The organism is Hyalangium sp., from assembly GCF_045802625.1.
Lineage (GTDB): Bacteria > Myxococcota > Myxococcia > Myxococcales > Myxococcaceae > Hyalangium.
Window position 1 is genome coordinate 49,778 of record NZ_JBJMQP010000124.1, and the last position, 19,287, is coordinate 69,064.

Below are 19,287 nucleotides of genomic sequence, written 5' to 3' on the forward strand. Positions count from 1 at the left end.
ACTCGGAGCCGTTGGTGTCATGCTGTGGGTGCCTTTGCCAACAGCAATCGGCAACGCTTCGCTCAGTTCGCAGGTTGCATCTCATGTTTCGCTCATGGCGCCGGAGTCCATCGCTTTGGACATGCCGAATCAACCGCTCCCCGGCCAGCAGCGCGCCCCTTGTCGAATTCGTGGTGCTGTGGAGATCAACGGCGGGTGCTGGGGATTGGCCAAGGAGGAACCACCATGCGGAGACGCGTCCTATGAGTGGAAGAGCGCATGCTACTGGCCCGTTCCCGCGCGCTCGCGCCCGCCCACTTCCAAGAAGCATCAGTAGACAGATGCGCTCCGAACCTCATACCGACCGTGCTTACACCTCCTCGAATCTCGGGCCAGTGGCGCCCATACGCTCCAAGGCAGCCTTGATCTTCTCAGAGATGATCAGCGCGCCTTCCCAACCCTCGCAACGAAAGACCTGGGCGTTGCCCACCTTCGCCTTGTCGATACGTAGATCCCGCACGGAGAAATAGCGCCCGACCATATGCGGCAACCCGGCGTCATGAGGCCAGAGTTGGATCCGCGACGCCTGCTCATCGATACAGCGGAACCGGCGTGTCGCGACAAGGATCAGGTATTGATCCGGCTGGCCCTCCACATCTACGGGGAGCAACTGCACGTCATTGGGGGCCAGTTCCGCGAACATGGACGCAACCCGGACATGGACCACCGGGAGCCGGACGCCCGCTTCGGTGTAGTCCAGGGGCTTGCCTGCACCCTCGACGGGGATTCTCAAGCGTTCCTGGATGTGGACGGGTTCCCCAAGCCTGAACTGCCAATCGTCCAATTCGAGGCTCTGGCTGTTCCTGGGCATCCCCAAGTCCCAGCGGTGCGGGATGTACACATCGTCGGAGAGTTCAAAAAAACGCTCGGGCATGGACTCCACTTGGCGCGGTGGCTACTTGGTGACGAGTTGGTTGAGTTCGGTGCCCGAGGTAGCGATCTCCTTCGCCAGTTGCCGGAGTCGGCTGGTCAGCGCTCCCCGGCACTCTACGACGCTCCGGCAACCCCGCATCGCATCGTCCAGTTCCCTAAAGATAATCTCGTGGTACTGCTGGGGGTGCGGCCCGTAATGCCCTTCAAGAGGCATCTTGTTCGCGGGGTCCTCCATCGACATTCCAGCCTTGGCGAAGATGTCCCGGAACCTGGGAGTCCACGGCCCTCCGCGCTCGGCTCGGTAGCGCAGCAGGCCCAGCACCTGGGGGCTCTCCTGCGCCCCTGGGCGTGGCTCTCGTGAGAGCGTCCCGATGATGTCCACCTGCTCGGAGCCCTCTCCAGCCGGGCAGGTGCGGAACTCGACTCGCAGCCCGAAGGTGGGCAGGGGCAGCCCACGCCAGCGCACCCGCCGGCCGCGGATGGAGACACCGCCGCATTCAAGCGCTCGCACCTCCATCTCCACCTCCAGGCCCTGTTCGACGAACACCTCGTAGAGCGTGCCGCTCCTCACCACGAAGTCCGAGTCGAACACTCGCAGCGCCCCGTGGCAGTACAGCTCTCGCACGAAGTGCATGGTGCCATCCACGCGCCGGAACGTGCGGAAGCGCGCGGGGAAGGCTCTCGCGCCAGACTCCGACACGCCCTGCCCCAGCAACCGCGTGGCCAGCCACGCGATGAGGTGCGCTCCCCTGCCGCGCAGATCCACGGACGCGCTCACCGTGTACGCACCCGGGTTCGAGTAAAAGCGCACCACCCGCGCGTCCACCTCCGCCACGCCCCCGCCCAGCGTCGCCGCCAGCAGCGGCCAGCTGTCCGTGGGGCCTGCCTGCTGACCTCGGCGCAAGCTGCGCACTCCACGCCGGTACACCCTCGCCGCCGTCCACGCCGTCAGGAAGCTCGAGAGCAACAGCCACGCCCCACGCCGATCGCCCAGCAGGCCCTCGGGCCCTGGCCCACGAGACCACAGCAGCGCACGCGCCGTCGCCAGCGCGTAGTGGCGCAGCAGGCTCCAGCCCGCGTGGATCAGCCGGCCCACCGCGAGCGCCATCCCGTGAGCCATCGCCGTCTCCCCCGGCACCGCTCCCGCCAACGCCGGCTGATCGAACAGGCGCGCCCCCAGCGTCATCTCCAGGTGCTGCACCAGCAGCCGCCACAGGGGCTCTTCCGCGTGCAGCCGCGCCTCGGCGAGGAAGGCCGCCTCCAGTCCCGCCTCGCGCGCCTGGGCCACGTCGCGCATGTGAGCGTCGATCCACAGCTCGTCACGCACCTCGATGGGCAGCCCTTCCTCGCACGCTCGCGCATACGCCTCCCACGCCTGCGTCCGTGGCCAGCCCGAGGCATCCACCGGCATCACCGCCTCGCCCAGCCGGGCGAAGGGCGCGGACATGCCCCAGAAGCGACCCAGCATCACCGCGCTCGAGACGAGCAGGTGCACCCGGGTCATCCGGCACGGGTGGGCCCGGTAGAAATCCTCCAGCCCCGCCAGGTGTCGACGGCACTCCCGCTGCCGGAGCACGAAGGCGGCCAGCTCCTCTCGCGAGGCCCGCGGAAGATGAGCGCGAGCCTCCGCAAGCTCCGTGGGCTCCAGCGGAGCCGCGGCCTCCGCTCCGGAGTGCCCGGAGACGCTCCAGGCCTGCTGCACGAGCGTGCTCATGACGCCACCTCCGCCAGCGCCTGAGCGGCAGGCACCACCCGGGCAGACTCACGGCCCGTTCCCAGCCAGCTGCGCGCGGCTCCCCGCACGGGGGCTCTCCCCAACGAGCGCGCGAGGAAGAAGAGGACAAAGCGCCACCGCGAGCGGCGCCGAGCCACCGCGCCCTCATCTCCCGCGCACCACTGCCGCAGCGTCTCGAAGCTCCACTCGGTGGCCAGCTGCATCATCGGACGGAAGAGGTAGAAGTCGAGCAGCTCGCCCACCACCCCGTGGCGCGTCTGGTAGTCGAACACCGTCTTGAAGAAGGTGCCCTCGGGGCGGCGCTCATAGAGCCACACCCCACGCCCGTGGGTGATCAGGCTCTTCGGATCCTCCGAGCCGAACTCGAACGTGGAGCGCACCCGCGGCTCATTGCTCAGGTAGCGGCCCCACCCCGCCACCTGGAGCCCGAAGCCGAGCCGCGTCAGGTACTCCATCAGGTGGAAGCCTCGTGCGTCCTGCTCGGGCAGCGCCGCGCCGTGGAAGCGCAGGTGGGCCACCCACACGAACTGGAGCGCGTACACGAGGTGCCGCACGGTGTGCCAGAGCACCTCACGCTGGCACTCGGGCCTCAGGTGCAGGCGGCACCGGTAGATGTGGAAATAGACGACGTCAAAGGCCCCGAGCAGGCCCATGCGAGCAGCAGATAGAAAGCGGCAGTCATTCCTGGGGCTCAGTGCAACCCCTTGGCCACCCTGTAAGTGCTCGAAACACGGACCGTGCCGCCCAGCTCGGCGCCCGGCGCTGTCAACGGCGTGGACAGCGCCGACAAGCGTGCTGACTGCCCGGGCCAGCGCCTGGGCTCAGGCCTTCGCGCGACGACGGCGCCCGCCCGTGGCTCCGGCCTCCGCCTTGGGAGCGGGCCGGTTGTGCCACTGGGTCTCGATGCGGGCTTCGATCTCCTCACGCATCCGGCGCGCATCGGCCAGCGCGGTGTCGATCTCCTCACGCACCCGCGCGGCCTGCTCCTGAGCGGCGGCCCGGTACTCCGCGGTGTCTCGACGCACCTGGATGCGGCCCGTGGTCCGCTTCGCACCGCCCGCCTGCCGCTTCCCCGCCCCCTGCCGCTTCCCCGTCTTGCCGGTGCTCGTCCGCGCCATCGAAGCCTCCAGAGTTTTCTGCTCTCCGGAAGGTGGAGCCCCCCTCCTCCGCGCGGAACCCCCACCTCCAGGGCCAGTCCACCTGTGCCTGCTGGACAACCAGGCTCACGGGCAAAAGCTGATCGGCGGTGGACAGATGAACACCCGCACAACCTACGAAGACCTTCGTTGAAATCTACGAACAGCTTCGTATATTTGTCCGGGGAACGCTGGACGTCGAGGGAGCCATGAGCGAATCGAAGCTGCCGAGACCCACCGACGCGGAGCTGGGCATCCTCCGCGTGCTGTGGGAGCGAGGCCCCTGCACGGTGCGAGCGGTGCACGAGGCCCTCCAGGACGGGAGCGGGTACACCACCATCCTCAAGCTGATGCAGATCATGACCGAGAAGGGGCTCGTGGTGAGAGATGAGTCCCAGCGAGCACACGTGTACAGCTCGCGCGTGACGCAGCAGAAGACGCAACGCCAGCTGGTGACGGATCTGGTGGATCGCGCGTTTGGTGGCTCACCGGCTCAGCTCGCCATGCAGGCGCTGTCCACGAAGAAGACTTCCCCCGAGGAGCTGGCCGAGCTGCGCCAGCTGCTCGATTCCCTGGAGAAGGAGGTGGAGCCGTGAACGGTCTCGTCCTGGAGTCCCTGGGTTGGGCGCTGCTGCACCTGCTGTGGCAGGGCGCGCTCGTGGCGGCGGTGCTGGCCGTGGCGCTGCGCGTGCTCGGGCGGCGGGCCGCGGTGGCGCGCTATGCCCTGGCCTGTTGCGCGCTGGTGATGATGCTCGCGCTCCCCATGGCTACCGGCTGGAGGCACTACTCCACTGCGTCCGCCCGGACCGTGGAGCTCTCCCTCACGCCTTCCTCGATCGATGCACCGGCCACGTTCATGGCGGGAGTCGAGAGGCTGCCGGCACCTCGGCGCCCGGCCGTGGCCGCCGCTCCGGTGTCTACCGCTGCCACTGCCTCCGAGCCGCTGCTGGAGCGGGCGCTGGCGCTCGTCGGTCAGCACCTGCCGTGGCTGGTGCTCGCGTGGGGCCTGGGCGTGGCCCTGTCCTCGCTGCGGCTGCTGGCCGGGTGGATGCGCCTGCGCCGGCACGTGCGTGAGGCGGTTGCCGCGCCCATCGAGTGGCAGGAGCGGCTGGAGGGGCTCTCCCGGCGCCTGGGGCTGAAGCGTGCGGTGCGCCTGCTCCAGTCCGCGGCGCTGGATGTGCCCTCGGCGGTGGGCTGGCTGCGGCCCGTGGTGCTGCTGCCCGCCTCCGCGCTCACCGGCCTGCCCCCCCGTCAGCTCGAGATGATCCTCGCCCACGAACTGGCTCACATCCTCCGCTATGACTTCGCGGTGAACCTGGCGCAGACGCTGGTGGAGACGCTGCTCTTCTACCACCCGGCCGTCTGGTGGATGTCCGACGTCATCCGCGTGGAGCGCGAGCACTGCTGCGACGACATCGCCGCCAGCACCAGCGGCAGCACCCTCTCCTACGCCCGGGCGCTCACCGCGCTGGAGGAGCTGCGTGTGCTCCCCTCGCTCGCGCCGAGCCCGGCCCTGTCCGCGCTGGGGGGCTCGCTGCCGGAGCGCGTGCGCCGGCTGGTGGTCTCCCCCGCCTCGCGCTGCTCCTCTCGCTGGGTGGCCGGCGCCTCCGTGCTCACGCTGATCAGCAGCCTCGCGGTGGCCGCTCCCGTCACCGCGTTGATGCTCCCCGCGCAGGGCGAGCACGTCGTGGTCGCCGCGGCGCCTCCGCCCAACCTGTCTGACAGTCAGACAGGTTCGTCCAGCATCGCTCCGCCGCCTCCCCCTGCTCCCATCCCGGTGGCCGCGCCGGCGCTCCCGCCCACCCCGGAGCCCACTCCCGGCCCCATGCGCCACGTGGCCGCGAGCCCCAAGGCCGAGCCCCACCCGAACCCCAACCCCAACCCCAACCCCCGCCACGGCCGGGACGGGGATGACGACGACAACGATGACGATGACGAGCTGGATGGGCGCACTGTCGTGGGCGAGGGGAAGCTCTCGGTGGATCAGCTCGTCGAGCTGAAGGTGGCGGGAGTCTCCCCGGAGACGGTCGAGGCGGTGAAGGGCATGGGCTACCAGCCCACGGTGAGCAACCTGGTGGAGTTCGGCCACGCGGGCGTCACCCCCGAGTACGCCAAGGACATGAACGCCCGCTTCGGCCAGAAGCTGTCCGCCGACGAGCTGGTGGAGATGAAGCACATGGGCGTCACCCCGGCCTGGCTGGAGGCGATGAAGGCCCAGGGCTTCACGAAGGTCACCCCGGATGACGTCATCAGCGCCCGCGCGGTGGGCGTGGATGAGGACTACCTGCGCGGGCTGAAGGCCGCCGGCTATACCGGGCTGAGCCTGGAGAAGCTGACGGAGATGCGGGCCGTGGGCGTGAAGCCGGAGACCATCTCCGAGCTGGCCAAGGCGGGCTACACGAAGCTGGACGCGGACACGCTGGTGGAGCTCCGGTCCGTGGGCGTCTCGCCCGACTACATCCGCGAGCTGCGGGAGGCCGGCCTGAAGGACCTCTCCACGGAGGAGCTCGTCGAGCTGCGCTCCATGGGCGTGAACTCGGACTTCATCCGGCAGATGCACGAGGCCGGCCTGGAGGCGCTGAACGTGAAGGAGCTGATCCGCCTGAAGAGCAGCGGCATCGACGCGGACTTCATCCGCCGCATGAAGCAGCCCAAGAAGTAGTCCGCGGTCCCCTCCCCTTCACCCTCACCTCATGCCCTCGGCCGCGCTCCCACCGAGCGCGCGCCGCAGGGCCGTGCCTTGCTCGCAGGAGCCCCAAGCCATGAACGCCCAGCAGCCTTCCCTGCCTCTCCTCGCGGCGCTGCTCCTGGCCGCCGCCCCCGTGCTCGCCGCTCCCTCGCGCACGGGCACCTGGTCCGCCAGCGTCGAGGACACCCGGCTCCAGCTCTCCCTCCGGACGAAGGGCGAGCGCGGCAACCAGATGAGCAGCCCGGTGCCGCTCACCGCCTTCCAGGGCCTGTCCACCGCCAACGGCAGCTCCGCGCCCTTCCAGCTGATTCGCGAGGCGGGCACCTTCCAGTTCGAGGGGAGCTTCTCCAACGGCGAAGGCGCGGGCCACTTCCAGTTCGAGCCGAGCGAGGCCTACGCCCGGAGCATGGCCTCCCTGGGCTACCCCAAGCTCACCCCGGACGAGCACTACCAGCTGGCCCTCTTCGACATCACCGCCACGAGGGTGAAGGAGCTGGCGGCGCTGGGCTACAAGGACATCCCCCTCGAGCAGCTGCTCCAGGTGGCCATCTTCCAGGTCACGCCCGAGTTCGTCCGGGAGATCCGGAATATGGGTTACCCGAGTGTCACCCTGGAGGACCTGGTCAAGCTGCGCATCCACGGCATCAGCCCGGAGTACATGCGCGCCCTGTCTGGGGGTAAGCTTGAGACACGCAAGAAATAATGAAATCGAGGGCACGCTCGTGCGTTCCGTGGACCGCACCGGGTGCCAGCGCGTGTAACCGCAGGGGTTCGAGTCGTGAGAACAGGGGGGGACGCTGGAATGCTGCGTCAAGGGCTGGGGCTCGCGATGCTGCTGTGTGCCATGACAGCTCACGCGGCGCTCGAGGGGCCGGGCCGCAACCAGTTCATCCAGGCCGCCCCCACCCGCGGGGACATCCACATCGACGGCAAGCTGGACGAGGAGGCCTGGAGCCAGGCTCCCGTCTTCGACGCCTTCGTCCAGCGCTTCCCCACCGCTGGCGCCGCCCCCAGCGAGCACACCGAGCTGCGCATCCTCTACGACTCGGACTACGTCTACTTCGGCATCGTCTCCCGGGACTCGAAGCCGGAGCTCATTGACAGGCGCCTGGGCCGCCGCGACAGCTCGCTCACCACGGACATGGTGCAGCTCATCATCGACTCCACGCATGACCACCGCACCGCGTACTCGTTCTCGCTGAGCGCCGGCGGCGTGCAGGGCGATGGGCTCTTCTACGACGACCGCAACTACACCTCGGACTGGGATGGGGTGTGGGACGGGGCCACGAGCAGCCTCCCGGATGGGTGGGTGGCCGAGTTCGCCATCCCCCTGGCCCTGCTGCGCTTCCCGGACGCGGAGGTGCAGACGTGGGGCTTCTCCGTGCGCCGGCAGATCGCCCGGCTCAACGAGGAGATTGAATCCGTGGACAACCCGCGCACCAGCAACGCGAACGTGTCGCGGCTGGGCCACCTCACGGGCATGAAGGGGCTGCAGTCCCGGCGCGCCGTGCAGGTGGTGCCGTACCTGGCCACGCGCGGTGTCCTCCGGCCGCAGCACTCGGACGCGGCCCTGCCCCAGCCCCGGCTGATGGACCCCACGCTGGATGTGGGGCTGGACTTGAAGGCGGCGCTCACCAGCGACTTGGCCCTCAACGCCACCATCAACCCGGACTTCGGGCAGGTGGAGGCCGATCAGCTCATCCTCAACCTGTCCACCTTCGAGGCCTTCTTCCCCGAGAAGCGGCCCTTCTTCACCCAGGGCCTGGAGCTCTTCCAGTCGGTGGGCAGTGACTTGGGGCAGGTGCCGCAGTCGCTCTTCTACTCGCGGCGCATTGGCCTGGACACGCCCATCCTCGGCGCGGCGAAGCTGACGGGCTCGGCGGCCAAGGGCGTGGAGGTGGGGGTGCTGGACGCGCTCGTCACCGGCCCCTGGCAGAAGCAGGACGAGGAGCTGCCGGACCGGCACTGGAGCCTGCACTCCAGCCGGCCCCTGCACCTGGGCCCCAACAGCTCGCTGCCGGGCAGCCCGCAGCCGCCCACCAACTTCCTGGCCGCGGTGGCGCGCTCCTCGGTGGGGCAGAACTCGCGGGTGGGCGCCAGCTTCGCGGCGGCCACGCCCCTGGTGAACGGGTGCACCCCGGAGCAGGCCGCGCTGGACGAGGAGGATCAACCCGCGCAGTGCCTGGCCCGAGGCGGCCTGGGGGGCGCGGTGGACTTCGATCTCAAGACTTCCAACAGCGAGTACGGCGTGCTGGGGCAGGTGGACTCCAGCCGCACCATGGGGGGGCTGCCCGAGCGCACGCTGCGAGACGGCACGGTGCTGCACCCGGGCTCCGCCGGCTACGGCGGCTACCTGCGCGCGGGCAAGTTCGGCGGCGAGGGCTTCCGCTGGGACATGGGCTATGACTTCTCCACGCCCACGCTGGACCTGAACGCCACCGGCTTCCAGCGCACGCAGAACGAGCACGCGCCTCGCGCCTCGGTGCGCTACCAGCGCGCCAACGGCTTCGGCCCCTTCAAGAACTTCTTCGCCAACCTCGGGGGCGGCAGCAGCTGGAGCTCGGATGGACGCGCCATCCACCGGGGGAGCTGGGTGGACGCCAACGTGGGCGTGACGCTGCCCAGCTTCGACTTCATCGGCCTCGAGGCCGGCGGGAACGCGGGCGGCTACGACATCCGCGAGCTGGACGACACGGGCGTCCCGCTGCAGCAGGAGCTCAGCTCCTTCTTCGTCTTCTTCTTCGAGAGCAACGGCAACCGGCCCCTCTCGCTCAGCGGCTTCGTGGCCCTGGGCCACCATGACCGGGGCCCGGCTCCGTCCCGTTCGGCCTGGACGGGAAACCTGGCCCTCTCGCTGCGGCCCCACCCGGCCCTGGAGACACGCCTGGAGGCGCTGACGGACCGCACCGAGTACGCGCCGCGCTTCGTGGACCGGCTGGGCGACAGCCGCTTCCTGCTGGGCAACCTGCAGTCCAACTTCGTCTCCCTCACGCTGCGCCAGCAGTGGGTCATCCGCCCGAACCTCACCCTGCAGGGCTACGCCCAGCTCTTCAGCGACTATGGCGTCTACGGCCCCTTCTACGAGGCCGAGTCCGACGCGGCACGCCGGCCCATCCGCTTCTCTGAGATGAGGCCCACCGAGGCCCAGGCGAACGACTACAACTTCTATGACGTGGCGCTCAACCTCAGCGTGGTGCTGCGCTGGGAGTACCGCCTGGGCTCCACGCTCTTCCTGGTCTACACGCGCTCGCAGCAGGGGCTGCCCACGGCCGGCGGCGAGCAGGTGCCGGCCACGGTGCTGCCTCGGCGCCTGTCCTCCGGCCCGGCCACGGACGCCGTGCTGCTCAAGTGGAGCTACTACTGGAACGCCTGAGCGGGCTGCCCGCTCAGAGATCGCACGAGTGCTGGACCTGGATGCGCGGGGCATTCATGGAGGCCGAGTCCTCCAGCACGCGGCGGCTCAGGGTGGTTCTCACTCGCTGAGCCTCCTCCGAAGGCAAGCCCGCGCTGTCCTGGTATGCGGCCGCCAGGCGGCCGTAGTCCTCGGAGAGGCGCTCCACCTTGGCACGGTAGGCCTCCACCGCCTCATGCAGCGAGGCGTCGCGGATCTCCAGCGCGCGCAGCTCCTCGGCCAGCTCGTGGAGCCTGCGCGCGTTGTGCTCGCACGCCCAGGGGTCCAGCACGTGGCGCTCGGTGCCATCCTCGGTCCGCAGCTCCTCCAGGACGTCGTCGTGGAGCGTGGTGCACGGCTCCGGCCTCAGCGTGCCGCAGGCCATCAGCGAGGTGGCTCCCCACAGGCAGCCGGTGACAAGGGCCCAGACATGAGGCGCCCGCAGGCGGCCCCGGTCGCGCGAGTTCTCCAGGTGCATGAGTCCGGTCCCCTCATCCGGATAAAGGGTGACTCTGCTCGACAGCGTCCCCCACGGCGCTGTTTTAACCAGACGCTCCCCAGCTTCTTCCTTCCCAGACAGCGACAGTATGTGAAACGTTGGAAATCGGAGGAACGCCCGAGGAGCCCTGCGGTTGCCTCAACTTCAGGCTGCCCACCGGGCGGCCCTGCCAGGCCTCCTCCTCCGAAAAGCATGAAGACTTTTTCCCCCGCCACGTCGGGGGCTGTAGGAGTCCTGAAAGGGTGGTTAGGTTTCCCGCCCCGATGAATCGTCCCGGGCGCGCCGGAGGCTCCGGGTCCAGTTGCAGGAGGAGGTAGCAAGCGATGGAGGCTCAGAAGAAGAGGCGCTGGCCCTATGTGCTCGGGGGCATCCTCGTCGTGCTGGTGGCCGCGGTGGCCATCCTGCTGTGGAGGCTCGACGCCATTCTGCTGAAGCAGGCCCAAGCCCAGGCGGCCACGCTCTCGCAGCAGCTGGGGCGCCCGGTGGAGGTGGGCGGCATCTCCACCAAGCTGTTCCCGCACGTGGGCGTGGACGTGGACGCCGTCACCATCGGCCCCGCCGAGGGCGAGGAGCTGCCGCTGACGCAGATGAAGAACCTGGACGTGCGCGTGGCGGCCATGCCGCTGCTGCGCTCCAAAGGCCAGGACATCCAGGTGCTCAACGCCGAGGTGACGGGCCTCACCGTCAACGTCATCCGCCTGCCGGACGGCACCACCAACGTGCAGCGGCTGATGGACAAGCTGGCGCAGCAGAAGAAGCCCGAGCAGCCGCCTGAAGAGGAGAAGCCGCCCACGGACTTGTCCGGCGTGCGTGTGGAGCGGGCCGCGCTCACCGACGCCACCATCCGCTTCGTGGATCGCTCGGGCGGCAAGGCGCAGGAGCTGGCCATCTCGGACCTGGACATCGAGGTGAGGGATCTGCGCGTGGGCCAGCCGCTGGAGGTGAAGCTGGCCGCGGCGGTGCTGGCGCAGAAGCAGAACCTGTTCGCCACGCTGGCGGCCGCGCCGCTGCCGCCCACGCTGGTGCCCACCCCGAAGAGCCTCACGCTGAAGGCGGAGAACATCGATCTCGCGCCGCTCGGCCCGTACCTGCCTCCGAGCGTGGGGTTCCAGGCCGGCACGCTGACGGCGGACTGGAAGGCGGAGCTGGGTGGGGCAGTGCCCGGGGGCCAGGGGCCCACGCGGCTGGAGGGCGTCATCAAGGCGCTCGGGCTGCGCTTCGCGGGCGCCGAGGGCGGCAAGGCGCTCGACGTGGTGCTGGATACGGACGTGAAGGCGGATCTCGCCGCGGGTGACCTGGCGCTCGACAGATTCAAGCTGGACTTCGGGCCGGCGGGGATCAGCGGCAAGGGCCGCGTGAAGGGGATGCTGGGAGGCTCGCCCGCCGTGGAGGGCTTCGAGCTGACCAGCCATGACTTGGATCCGGCGGTGCTCGCCGAGTACTACCCACCGCTGAAGAAGCAGCTCAAGGGGATGATCGCCGGCCCGGTGGGCCTGTCGGTGAAGGGCAGCGGCACGCAGGAGGCCCAGGCGCTCAACCTGGAGGTGGACCTCACGCCGGTGCGCCTGCGCATCCCCGAGCAGCTCTCCAAGGAGGCGGGGACGCCCATGCGGCTCACCACGAGCCTCTCGGGAGCGGCCGCCAGCGGCGGGGCCCTGCGCTTCAACGCGAAGGCGGACCTGGATGGAGCGGACCTGCGCCCCGGCCTGCTGCTGAACAAGGGGCCCGGGCAGAAGCTCGGCGTGGCCGCGGCGGGCACGTACCAGCCCACCAAGGATGGGATGAAGGTGGACCTCGGCCAGCTCACGATGAGCGTGCTGGAGGACACGCTGGGAGGCACGGCCTCGTTCGCGACGGCGGGCCAGGGCAAGAAGCAGACGACCACGTTCGCCATGGACCTGAAGACGCAGCGGCTGAACGCGGACGCGCTGCTGATGAAGGACGAGGAGATCATGGCGCGCAACAACGGCAAGCTGCCCGCTCCGACGGATGATCCCACGCGCTTCAACGGGATGCGCGGCGACATCAAGTTCCAAGCGGGCTCGGTGCACTACAGCGGCACGGACCTGTCCAACATGGTGGCCCACATCACCATGGTGGATGACCTGATCAAGATCGAGAAGTTCTCCTCGGTGGCCTACGGCGGCACGGTGGTGGCGGACGGGACGCAGGTGAACCTGGGGCCGCTGCCGGAGAAGCGGCCGTTCGTGGCCAAGGTGACGATGCAGAAGGTGGACGTGGCCTCGGTGCTGGCCTCGCGCACGCCCAAGAAGGTGATGACGGGCAAGTTCAACGGGGACGTGGACCTGCAGGGCGTGGGCTACACGCCGGACAAGCTGAAGGAGACGCTGCTGGGCGCCATCAACGGCAACCTGGAGGACAGCACCTTCCTGGGCGTGGACGTGTTCTCCAAGGTCTCCGAGCCGCTGGCCAAGGCGCTGCCCTTCGCGTCCAAGGCGCTCAAGAGCGGCGACGTGACGTCGCTGGGCGACAACCTGCCGTTCGGGGTGGAGATCAAGAACGGCGTGGCGCAGCTGAAGAAGCCCATCACCTGGACGCGGCCGGAGGGGGTGATGAACTTCGCGGGCGGCATCCGGCTGGACGGGGTGCTGGATCTCAACGGCACGGTGAGCCTGACGCCGCAGACCATCAACAAGCTCACGCTGGGCAAGGTGACGCCTACCGAGGCCATCCCGGTGACGCTGAAGGTGACCGGGCCCGCGTGGAGCCCGGAGGTGTCGGGGCTGGACGTGAAGCCAGCGGTCACGACCATCGCGAAGCAGGCGGCGGCGGGGCTGGCGGGCAAGCTGCTCGGCGACAAGGGCCAGCAGGTGCAGCAGGTCATCACCGGCGGCCAGCAAGCCGCGCAAGAGGAGGCCGAGCGCAAGAAGAAGGAGCTGGAGGCCAAGGCCGCCGAGGAGAAGGCCCGGCTGGACGCGGCCGCCAAGGCCGAGCAGGAGAAGGCGAGGAAGAAGGCCGAGGACGAGGCCAAGAAGCGCCTGCACGGCATCTTCGGAAAGTAGCCTGCCCCGTGGCCCCTGGCGCGTGACGGGGCGGCTCGTCGCGTGGGCCAGGGGCCGGGGCCTGTCCCACCGTCAGCCCAGGCGGCGCTTCAAACAGTCCGCCAGGGCGGCGCGTACCTCTTCCGGGAAGCCCGAGTACCCAGGCGTGTCGTTGCTCTCCAGCACGACGAACTCGCCGCCCTCCTTCTCGAGGAAGTCGAGCGCCAGTGTATCCGCGCGCAAGTGGTTCATCGCCGCGCGGGTCTGGTGGACGAGAACCTCTGGAGGCTCGATGACCCGGTACCTCCGCGTGTCGACATTCGCCTTCCAGCCTCGGCCCTCGCGCTCCATCGCCCAGAACCGATCGCCGACCGCCAGGCAGCGCACATCCCTCCGGTAGTCGATGTAGGGCTCGGCCGTCACGTACTCCTCGACGGCGAAGAGCAGGTCCGCCACATCCCCCCAGGACTCTTCGCCGCGCACCAGCGCCTTACCGAAGCCTCCATGGTGGTTGCCAGCCTTGACCACCAGCGGGAACCTCCGCCCGAGCCGTCGCGCCATGTCATCTCCTTGCGCGACGTCGAAGGGGATGACCTGCAACCCCGCCTCGCGCAGCTCCGCGAGCATGGAGAGCCGCTCGAAGCCGCGCAGCAGCACTTCCGCGGGGTTCACACACGGCACGCCGCTGAGCCGGATGATCTCCAGCGCCGTGCGATACCGCGGCTCGGGGCGGATGGCGCCCACTCGCCAGAGCACACCGTCCAGCCGGATCGCCGCCTCCCGGTCGATGCACCACAGCTCCCCATCCCGCAGCACCCACGCGCACTCCTGGATGCGGCGGTAGACGACCTCATCTCCAGGGAAGTAGGTGTGCCAGTACTGCTCGCCGTTGATGATCGCGATCGTGCGTCCCATGAGCGAAAGGTAGCTCCTGCAGGGAGAGTAGTCCCCGGCTCACACCCGGAACTCGGAGACGATCCTCCGGAGCTGGGACACGGTGGCGTTGATCTGCCCCACCGCCTCCTCCGCGGTGGTGGTGGCCAGCACCACGTCGCCCATCATCCCCGACAGCTGCGTCATCACGTCCGTCATCTGCGAGATGCCCGCGTTCTGCTGCGTCACCGAGGCGACGATCTGCCGCGCCGCGTTGCTGCTCTGCTGCATGACGCTGGCGATCTCCTTGAGCCTGTTCGCCGAGGAGAGCACCTGCTCGATGCCGGCCTCCATCTGCTTGCTGTCGCCTTCCGCGGAGGCCACGGCCTGACGGATGGCCGTGTTGATGTCGAGGAGGATCTTCCCGATGCGCTCGGTGCTCTGCAGCGACTGGCCGCTCAGGGTGCGCATCTCTCGCGCCACCACCGCGAAGCCGCGCCCGCCCTCGCCCGCCCGCGAGGCCTCGATGGCGGCGTTGAGCGCCAGCACGTTGCTCTGGTCCGCCAGGTCCTTCACGCTGCCGATGATCTCCCGCGCGTGGACGGCCTGCTCGGACAGCGCGCCGATGCTGCCCACCATCGCGCTCACGCGCTGGCGGATCTGCTCCAGCCCCTGCGCGCTCTGCTCAATGGTCTGATGGCTGGCGACGGTGAAGCCGTCGGCCTGCTCAGCCACCTTGAGCACCATCTCCGCGCGGCTGGAGGCCATGCTGGAGGTCTGAGCAATCTCGGCCATCGTCGTGCCGGCCTCGGACAAGCTGCGCGCCTGCTCGGTGAGGAAGTTGATCTGCTCCTGGCTCACCTTCGTCAGCCGCTCGGAGGCGGTGGCCAGCTCGCCCACCACGCCCTGCAGCGCCACCGGCACCGCGCGCAGCCGCTTGACCAGCGCATCCAGGCTGGTGGCCAGCCTGCCCACCTCGTCCCTCGCCGTCACGTCGATGGACAGCGTCAGGTCTCCCTCGATGGCGATGCGCGTGGCGATCGCCGCCAGGCTCACCAGCGGCTCGGCCACCTCGCGCACCATCCACCACGTCAGGCCCGCCAGCGACAGGATGCACAGCGCCACCAGCACGCCGATCAGCACCCGGCCTCGCGAGCCCGCCAGACTCGCCCGGAAGAAGGCATCGGACAGCCCGCGCTGATGCTCGTCCACCATGAGCTGGAGCCCCCGCTGCAGAGACTCGAAGCGCGTGCTCACCCGGGTGAGGGCCGCCTCGGCCTGCGCGTCACCTCGGATCTGAAGCTCCAGGGCCTGCTCCAGCTCCTGCTGGTACAGGCCGAAGTCCTGCTGGAGCACCATGAGGTGCTGGGGGCTCAGCACGGGGTTGCGGCGCGCCGTCTCCAGGTTGGCGGCCAGCTTGCGCGCCAGCGCCCGCATCGGCTCGAGCCGGCGCGCGTCCTTCAACATCACCGCGTCCCGCAGCTCGTGGTGGAGCGTCTGCAGCTCCGTCATCATCTCCTGGCTCTGGGCGAACGCCGGGGCGTAGCCCTGCTCGATGACGGCCTGGGCGTTGCTCGTCTTGATCCCGACCACGATGGACGAGGCCAGGATGCCCAGCAGGAACACCGCCGCCAGCACCGGCAGCAGGATCATCTTCTGCTTGAACGTCAACGTCATCACCGCTCACCCGGTACGAGGACACACGTCCCCGGGACGGGGCCACTCCCTGTGGCCTCGCTCGAACGCGTGAAGCGCGGCCCCACTCGAGGCCTGCTGCGCCAAACCATGTCTCGCTTCCTTCCAGAGCTGCCACAGCCCTTGGCTGCCACAGCGCAGGCACACCCTACCCCGCAGGATACCCAACCGCGCCCCCCACCGCTCAAGGACTCCCCACCGCGCATGCCGCACACCCAACCCCCGGCAGCACATCTCCACACAGCCCTGAGGACAGCCCTGAGGCAGCGGGGGCGAGCGTCCAACCCCGAGGGTCGCCCGGAGGCATGAGGGGCAATCAAGCGGAGGGCCTCAGGGCAGCGCATCCAGGCGCCGGCACCCGGGAATGGAGAGGACAAAGTCGGCGCCGAAGGTCCCCGCCGGGGTGAGGGCGCCCTGGGGCTTGCGGGCCAGCACCTCCTCCACCGCGCGCACGGCGGCCACGGCCGTGAAGGCGTAGCCCTCTGGCAGCTCCAGCCAGGCCTGGGCTCGGCGGCCGTCCGGTGCGCGGGCCTCGGCCCAGATCTGCGTGTGGTGCTCGTTGCGCGCGGTCTCGTTCGGCCCATGCATCCGGGACTCGATGAGGCGCTCGGCGCCGTGGCGGATGGCCTCCACCGAGAGCGCCCGCTGGAGCAGCGGATAGGTGAAGCGCACGACCCGGGCGGCGGCGCGCGGCAGGGCCATATAGGTGGTGATGTTGGGGATGCCCGTGGTGTGCCAGGCCGTCACCAGATCGCCCCAGGGGATGGGCGCCACGGTGCGCTCCGCATCGGTGAAGCGCACGCGGCGCAGGCCCTTGCCCATGGGCCACGGCAGCAGCGCGCCGCCGCGGCGCACGCGCCCGCCCGAGGGCACCTGCTCCAGCATGGACTTGGCGGTGCCGGGGCTCGCCTGGCCGGAGAAGACGATGGCCAGATCCAGCTCATGCGCCCCGGGCACGCGCTCGGCCACATAGCGCGCCATGCAGTCGGTGGGCACCACGTCGAAGCCCACCCCGGACATGAGGGCGATACCGCGGGCGCGCGCCTCCGCGTCATGGTGGAAGGTGTTCTCGAAGACGGGGATCTCCCCGGTGATGTCCAGGTAGTGCGCGCGGGTGGCCAGGCACGCCTGCACCATGGACTCGCTGGTGCGGATGAAGGGACCGGCCGCGTGGAGCACCAGGGGCAGGCCCTCCAGCGCGCTCACCAGGCCGCGCATCTCCTCCAGCCCCACGGCGGCCAGCTCAAGCCCCAGCCGCTCGGCCAGGGGCGCCAGCTTCTCGCGGGAGCGGCCGGCGAGCACGGGCCGGTGGCCCCGGCGCACGGCCTCTTCAGCGATGAGTTGGCCCGTGTAGCCGGAGGCGCCGTACAGCATCCAGCGAGGGGCGGAGGACGGAGGAGCGCTCACGGGCCGAGGCTATCACCCCTGGCGCCAGGGGCTGAACGGGGGCCCTTTCAGAGACGCTCAGTGCGTGGAGCCCTGGAGCGAGGGCGCCAGCTCCGCGCGGCAGGCCTCATCGCACTGGGGGAAGAGCAGGAGGAACTCGGCCCGCTGCCGGCATTTGCCCTCGGGATCGACCGGACCGGCGTCCCCGAGACAGTTCGCGCGCTGATCCGCCCACGCCTCTTTATAGAGCGCGTCGCGCTGCGCCGGAGCCATGGCCCGGATGGCCCCCCCGGTCGAGCTGTGGACCCACACCCACGCGCCAATGGACACCGCCGCGACGATGCCCAGCACCAGGGCCCGCCGCCACCAGGGCGAGCGAGCCGGTACGGCGAGATCTCGCGAGAAGAGTCCGTCACCCGATGGATCCGAGCCGTCCGTCATCTCTTGCTCCAGAGCATGCCCTCTCATGCCGCAGCGGGCGGGCGGTTGCCAGGACTCTCGACGCCGGGTGTGCGAGAGACGTCAGCCGAGCCCCCAGACGTACCTCCGGTGAATAAGATGAACACATGGACCCCCGGCTGGAAGTCACGCCTGTCGAGCCCAGCCCCATGCGGGTGCTGGTGGTGGACGACGAGCGCAACATCCGCAGCACCCTGCGCATCTGTCTGGAAGGCTTCGGCTGTACCGTACGCGAGGCCACCACGCCCGAGGCGGCCCTCGCGGCGCTCGCCCAGGGGCCGGCGGATCTGGCCTTCGTGGACCTGCGGCTGGGGACCGCGAGCGGGCTGGACCTGGTGCCTCGGATGCTGGCCGAGTCTCCCCACCTCGACATCGTCCTCATCACCGCCTACGCCACCTTCGACACGGCGGTGGAGGCGGTGAAGCGCGGGGCGCGCGACTACCTGCCCAAGCCCTTCACGCCCGCGCAGATCCGCCACGTGGTGGACCGGGCGCGGGCGCACCGCGAGCTGAGCTCCCGGCTGGGAGACCTGGAGGGGCAGCTGGCGCAGACGGTGCCGGAGGCCACGCTGGAGACGGCCTCGCCCGCGATGCACGCGGCCATTGGCCTCATCTCCCGGGCGGCGGCTTCAGACGCGGCGGTGCTGCTGCGCGGCGAGAGCGGCACGGGCAAGGGGGTGCTGGCGCGGGCGCTGCACTCGATGAGCCCGCGGCGGCGGCGGCCCTTCGTCACGGTGAACTGCCCCACGCTGTCCGAGCAGCTGCTGGCCAGCGAGCTGTTCGGCCACGTGCGCGGCGCCTTCACCGGAGCGGTGAGGGATCAACCCGGGCGGGTGGAGCAGGCGGAAGGGGGCACCCTCTTCCTGGACGAGGTGGCGGAGATGAGCCCGGCCCTCCAGGCGCAGCTGCTGCGCTTCCTCCAGGAGAAGCAATTCGAGCGGCTGGGCGAGGGGCGCACGCGGCGCGCGGACGTGCGGGTGGTGGCGGCCACCAACCGGGACCTGGAGAAGGACGTGGCCGAGGGCCGCTTCCGGGAGGATCTGCTCTACCGGCTGAACGTGGTGGAGGTGACGCTGCCCGCGCTGCGAGAGCGGCCGGAGGATCTCCTTCCCCTGGCGAGACGGTTCGTGGCCTTCTTCGCGCGTGCGGCGAAGCGCCCGCTGCCGGAGCTGTCGCCCGCGACGGAGCGGATGCTGCTGGCGTACGGCTGGCCGGGCAACGTGCGCGAGCTGCGCAACGCCATCGAGCGGGCGCTCATCGTCTGGCCAGCGAACGTGCTGGAGCCCCAGGCCTTCCCGGATCGGATCGCCGCGGCCTTGGGCTCGGGGGTGACGCTGGGCGGGCCGCACACGCTGGAGGAGGTGGAGCGCGAACACATCCTCCGGGTGCTGGCCAGCGCGCCCACGCTGGATGAAGCGGCGCGGATCCTGGGAATCGACGCGTCCACGCTGTGGCGCAAGCGTAAGAAGTACGAGTCCCCGCCCACCGAGTAGGGCCTCGGCCCGAGGAT

Annotated in this window: 15 protein-coding genes; 6 read left to right on the forward strand and 9 right to left on the reverse strand. The window is 69.7% G+C overall.

The window, feature by feature from the left end:
* Positions 1-349: 349 nt before the first annotated feature.
* The 4 genes from ACJ8AT_RS23530 to ACJ8AT_RS23545 all read right to left on the reverse strand — a co-directional run bounded on the left by ACJ8AT_RS23530 (position 350) and on the right by ACJ8AT_RS23545 (position 3,765).
* Positions 350-913, reverse strand: coding sequence for an imm11 family protein (locus ACJ8AT_RS23530; RefSeq protein WP_407740069.1), 564 nt, complete (start codon positions 911-913; stop codon positions 350-352).
* Between the two features lie 21 nt (positions 914-934).
* Positions 935-2,626 carry an AHH domain-containing protein gene (locus ACJ8AT_RS23535; RefSeq protein WP_407740070.1) on the reverse strand — a complete coding sequence of 564 codons (1,692 nt, stop codon included), beginning with the start codon at positions 2,624-2,626 and terminating at the stop codon, positions 935-937.
* A complete protein-coding gene (locus ACJ8AT_RS23540; RefSeq protein ID WP_407740071.1) occupies positions 2,623-3,300 on the reverse strand; it encodes a hypothetical protein in 678 nt (225 codons plus the stop codon). The genes ACJ8AT_RS23535 and ACJ8AT_RS23540 overlap by 4 nt, the downstream gene beginning before the upstream one ends.
* A gap of 168 nt (positions 3,301-3,468) precedes the next feature.
* Positions 3,469-3,765 (reverse strand): hypothetical protein, encoded by a 297-nt coding sequence (locus ACJ8AT_RS23545; RefSeq protein ID WP_407740072.1) that lies wholly within the window; start codon positions 3,763-3,765, stop codon positions 3,469-3,471.
* Positions 3,766-3,992: 227 nt separating this feature from the next.
* On the opposite strand from ACJ8AT_RS23545, the gene ACJ8AT_RS23550 reads away from it, so the two are divergent.
* From ACJ8AT_RS23550 to ACJ8AT_RS23565, 4 genes are all read left to right on the forward strand, one after another.
* On the forward strand, positions 3,993-4,379 hold the full coding sequence (locus ACJ8AT_RS23550) for a BlaI/MecI/CopY family transcriptional regulator (protein ID WP_407740073.1): 387 nt from the start codon (positions 3,993-3,995) through the stop codon (positions 4,377-4,379).
* On the forward strand, positions 4,376-6,445 hold the full coding sequence (locus tag ACJ8AT_RS23555) for a M56 family metallopeptidase (protein WP_407740074.1): 2,070 nt from the start codon (positions 4,376-4,378) through the stop codon (positions 6,443-6,445). The genes ACJ8AT_RS23550 and ACJ8AT_RS23555 overlap by 4 nt, the downstream gene beginning before the upstream one ends.
* A 100-nt stretch (positions 6,446-6,545) precedes the next feature.
* On the forward strand, positions 6,546-7,175 hold the full coding sequence (locus ACJ8AT_RS23560) for a hypothetical protein (RefSeq protein ID WP_407740075.1): 630 nt from the start codon (positions 6,546-6,548) through the stop codon (positions 7,173-7,175).
* A 99-nt stretch (positions 7,176-7,274) separates the two neighbouring features.
* A complete protein-coding gene (locus ACJ8AT_RS23565) occupies positions 7,275-9,845 on the forward strand; it encodes a DUF5916 domain-containing protein (RefSeq protein WP_407740076.1) in 2,571 nt (856 codons plus the stop codon).
* 13 nt (positions 9,846-9,858) lie between these two features.
* Here ACJ8AT_RS23565 and ACJ8AT_RS23570 read toward each other — a convergent pair whose 3' ends face one another.
* Complete coding sequence (locus tag ACJ8AT_RS23570; RefSeq protein ID WP_407740077.1) at positions 9,859-10,341, reverse strand: hypothetical protein; 483 nt, start codon at positions 10,339-10,341, stop codon at positions 9,859-9,861.
* Between the two features lie 344 nt (positions 10,342-10,685).
* Here ACJ8AT_RS23570 and ACJ8AT_RS23575 point away from each other — a divergent pair, with 344 nt between their 5' ends.
* A complete protein-coding gene (locus ACJ8AT_RS23575; protein WP_407740078.1) occupies positions 10,686-13,385 on the forward strand; it encodes an AsmA family protein in 2,700 nt (899 codons plus the stop codon).
* 72 nt (positions 13,386-13,457) lie between these two features.
* Here ACJ8AT_RS23575 and ACJ8AT_RS23580 read toward each other — a convergent pair whose 3' ends face one another.
* From ACJ8AT_RS23580 to ACJ8AT_RS23595, 4 genes are all read right to left on the reverse strand, one after another.
* Entirely contained in the window at positions 13,458-14,279 is an 822-nt protein-coding gene (locus tag ACJ8AT_RS23580; protein WP_407740079.1) for a RimK family alpha-L-glutamate ligase, read from the reverse strand.
* A gap of 39 nt (positions 14,280-14,318) precedes the next feature.
* Positions 14,319-15,914 (reverse strand): methyl-accepting chemotaxis protein, encoded by a 1,596-nt coding sequence (locus ACJ8AT_RS23585; RefSeq protein ID WP_407740080.1) that lies wholly within the window; start codon positions 15,912-15,914, stop codon positions 14,319-14,321.
* Positions 15,915-16,262: 348 nt separating this feature from the next.
* Complete coding sequence (locus tag ACJ8AT_RS23590) at positions 16,263-17,339, reverse strand: saccharopine dehydrogenase family protein (protein WP_407740081.1); 1,077 nt, start codon at positions 17,337-17,339, stop codon at positions 16,263-16,265.
* A gap of 57 nt (positions 17,340-17,396) precedes the next feature.
* Entirely contained in the window at positions 17,397-17,786 is a 390-nt protein-coding gene (locus ACJ8AT_RS23595) for a hypothetical protein (RefSeq protein WP_407740082.1), read from the reverse strand.
* A 140-nt stretch (positions 17,787-17,926) separates the two neighbouring features.
* On the opposite strand from ACJ8AT_RS23595, the gene ACJ8AT_RS23600 reads away from it, so the two are divergent.
* Positions 17,927-19,270: a sigma-54-dependent transcriptional regulator gene (locus ACJ8AT_RS23600; RefSeq protein WP_407740124.1), complete on the forward strand. Its 1,344-nt coding sequence runs from the start codon at positions 17,927-17,929 to the stop codon at positions 19,268-19,270.
* Positions 19,271-19,287 lie beyond the last annotated feature (17 nt).

What these genes read in the sequence shown, in the direction of transcription:
- ACJ8AT_RS23530 (WP_407740069.1), bottom strand. Translation starts at nt 913, where the DNA reads ATGCCCGAGCGTTTTTTTGAACTCTCCGACGATGTGTACATCCCGCAC.
- ACJ8AT_RS23535 (WP_407740070.1), bottom strand. Translation starts at nt 2,626, where the DNA reads ATGAGCACGCTCGTGCAGCAGGCCTGGAGCGTCTCCGGGCACTCCGGA.
- ACJ8AT_RS23540 (WP_407740071.1), bottom strand. Translation starts at nt 3,300, where the DNA reads ATGGGCCTGCTCGGGGCCTTTGACGTCGTCTATTTCCACATCTACCGG.
- ACJ8AT_RS23545 (WP_407740072.1), bottom strand. Translation starts at nt 3,765, where the DNA reads ATGGCGCGGACGAGCACCGGCAAGACGGGGAAGCGGCAGGGGGCGGGG.
- ACJ8AT_RS23550 (WP_407740073.1), top strand. Translation starts at nt 3,993, where the DNA reads ATGAGCGAATCGAAGCTGCCGAGACCCACCGACGCGGAGCTGGGCATC.
- ACJ8AT_RS23560 (WP_407740075.1), top strand. Translation starts at nt 6,546, where the DNA reads ATGAACGCCCAGCAGCCTTCCCTGCCTCTCCTCGCGGCGCTGCTCCTG.
- ACJ8AT_RS23565 (WP_407740076.1), top strand. Translation starts at nt 7,275, where the DNA reads ATGCTGCGTCAAGGGCTGGGGCTCGCGATGCTGCTGTGTGCCATGACA.
- ACJ8AT_RS23570 (WP_407740077.1), bottom strand. Translation starts at nt 10,341, where the DNA reads ATGCACCTGGAGAACTCGCGCGACCGGGGCCGCCTGCGGGCGCCTCAT.
- ACJ8AT_RS23575 (WP_407740078.1), top strand. Translation starts at nt 10,686, where the DNA reads ATGGAGGCTCAGAAGAAGAGGCGCTGGCCCTATGTGCTCGGGGGCATC.
- ACJ8AT_RS23580 (WP_407740079.1), bottom strand. Translation starts at nt 14,279, where the DNA reads ATGGGACGCACGATCGCGATCATCAACGGCGAGCAGTACTGGCACACC.
- ACJ8AT_RS23585 (WP_407740080.1), bottom strand. Translation starts at nt 15,914, where the DNA reads ATGACGTTGACGTTCAAGCAGAAGATGATCCTGCTGCCGGTGCTGGCG.
- ACJ8AT_RS23595 (WP_407740082.1), bottom strand. Translation starts at nt 17,786, where the DNA reads ATGAGAGGGCATGCTCTGGAGCAAGAGATGACGGACGGCTCGGATCCA.
- ACJ8AT_RS23600 (WP_407740124.1), top strand. Translation starts at nt 17,927, where the DNA reads ATGCGGGTGCTGGTGGTGGACGACGAGCGCAACATCCGCAGCACCCTG.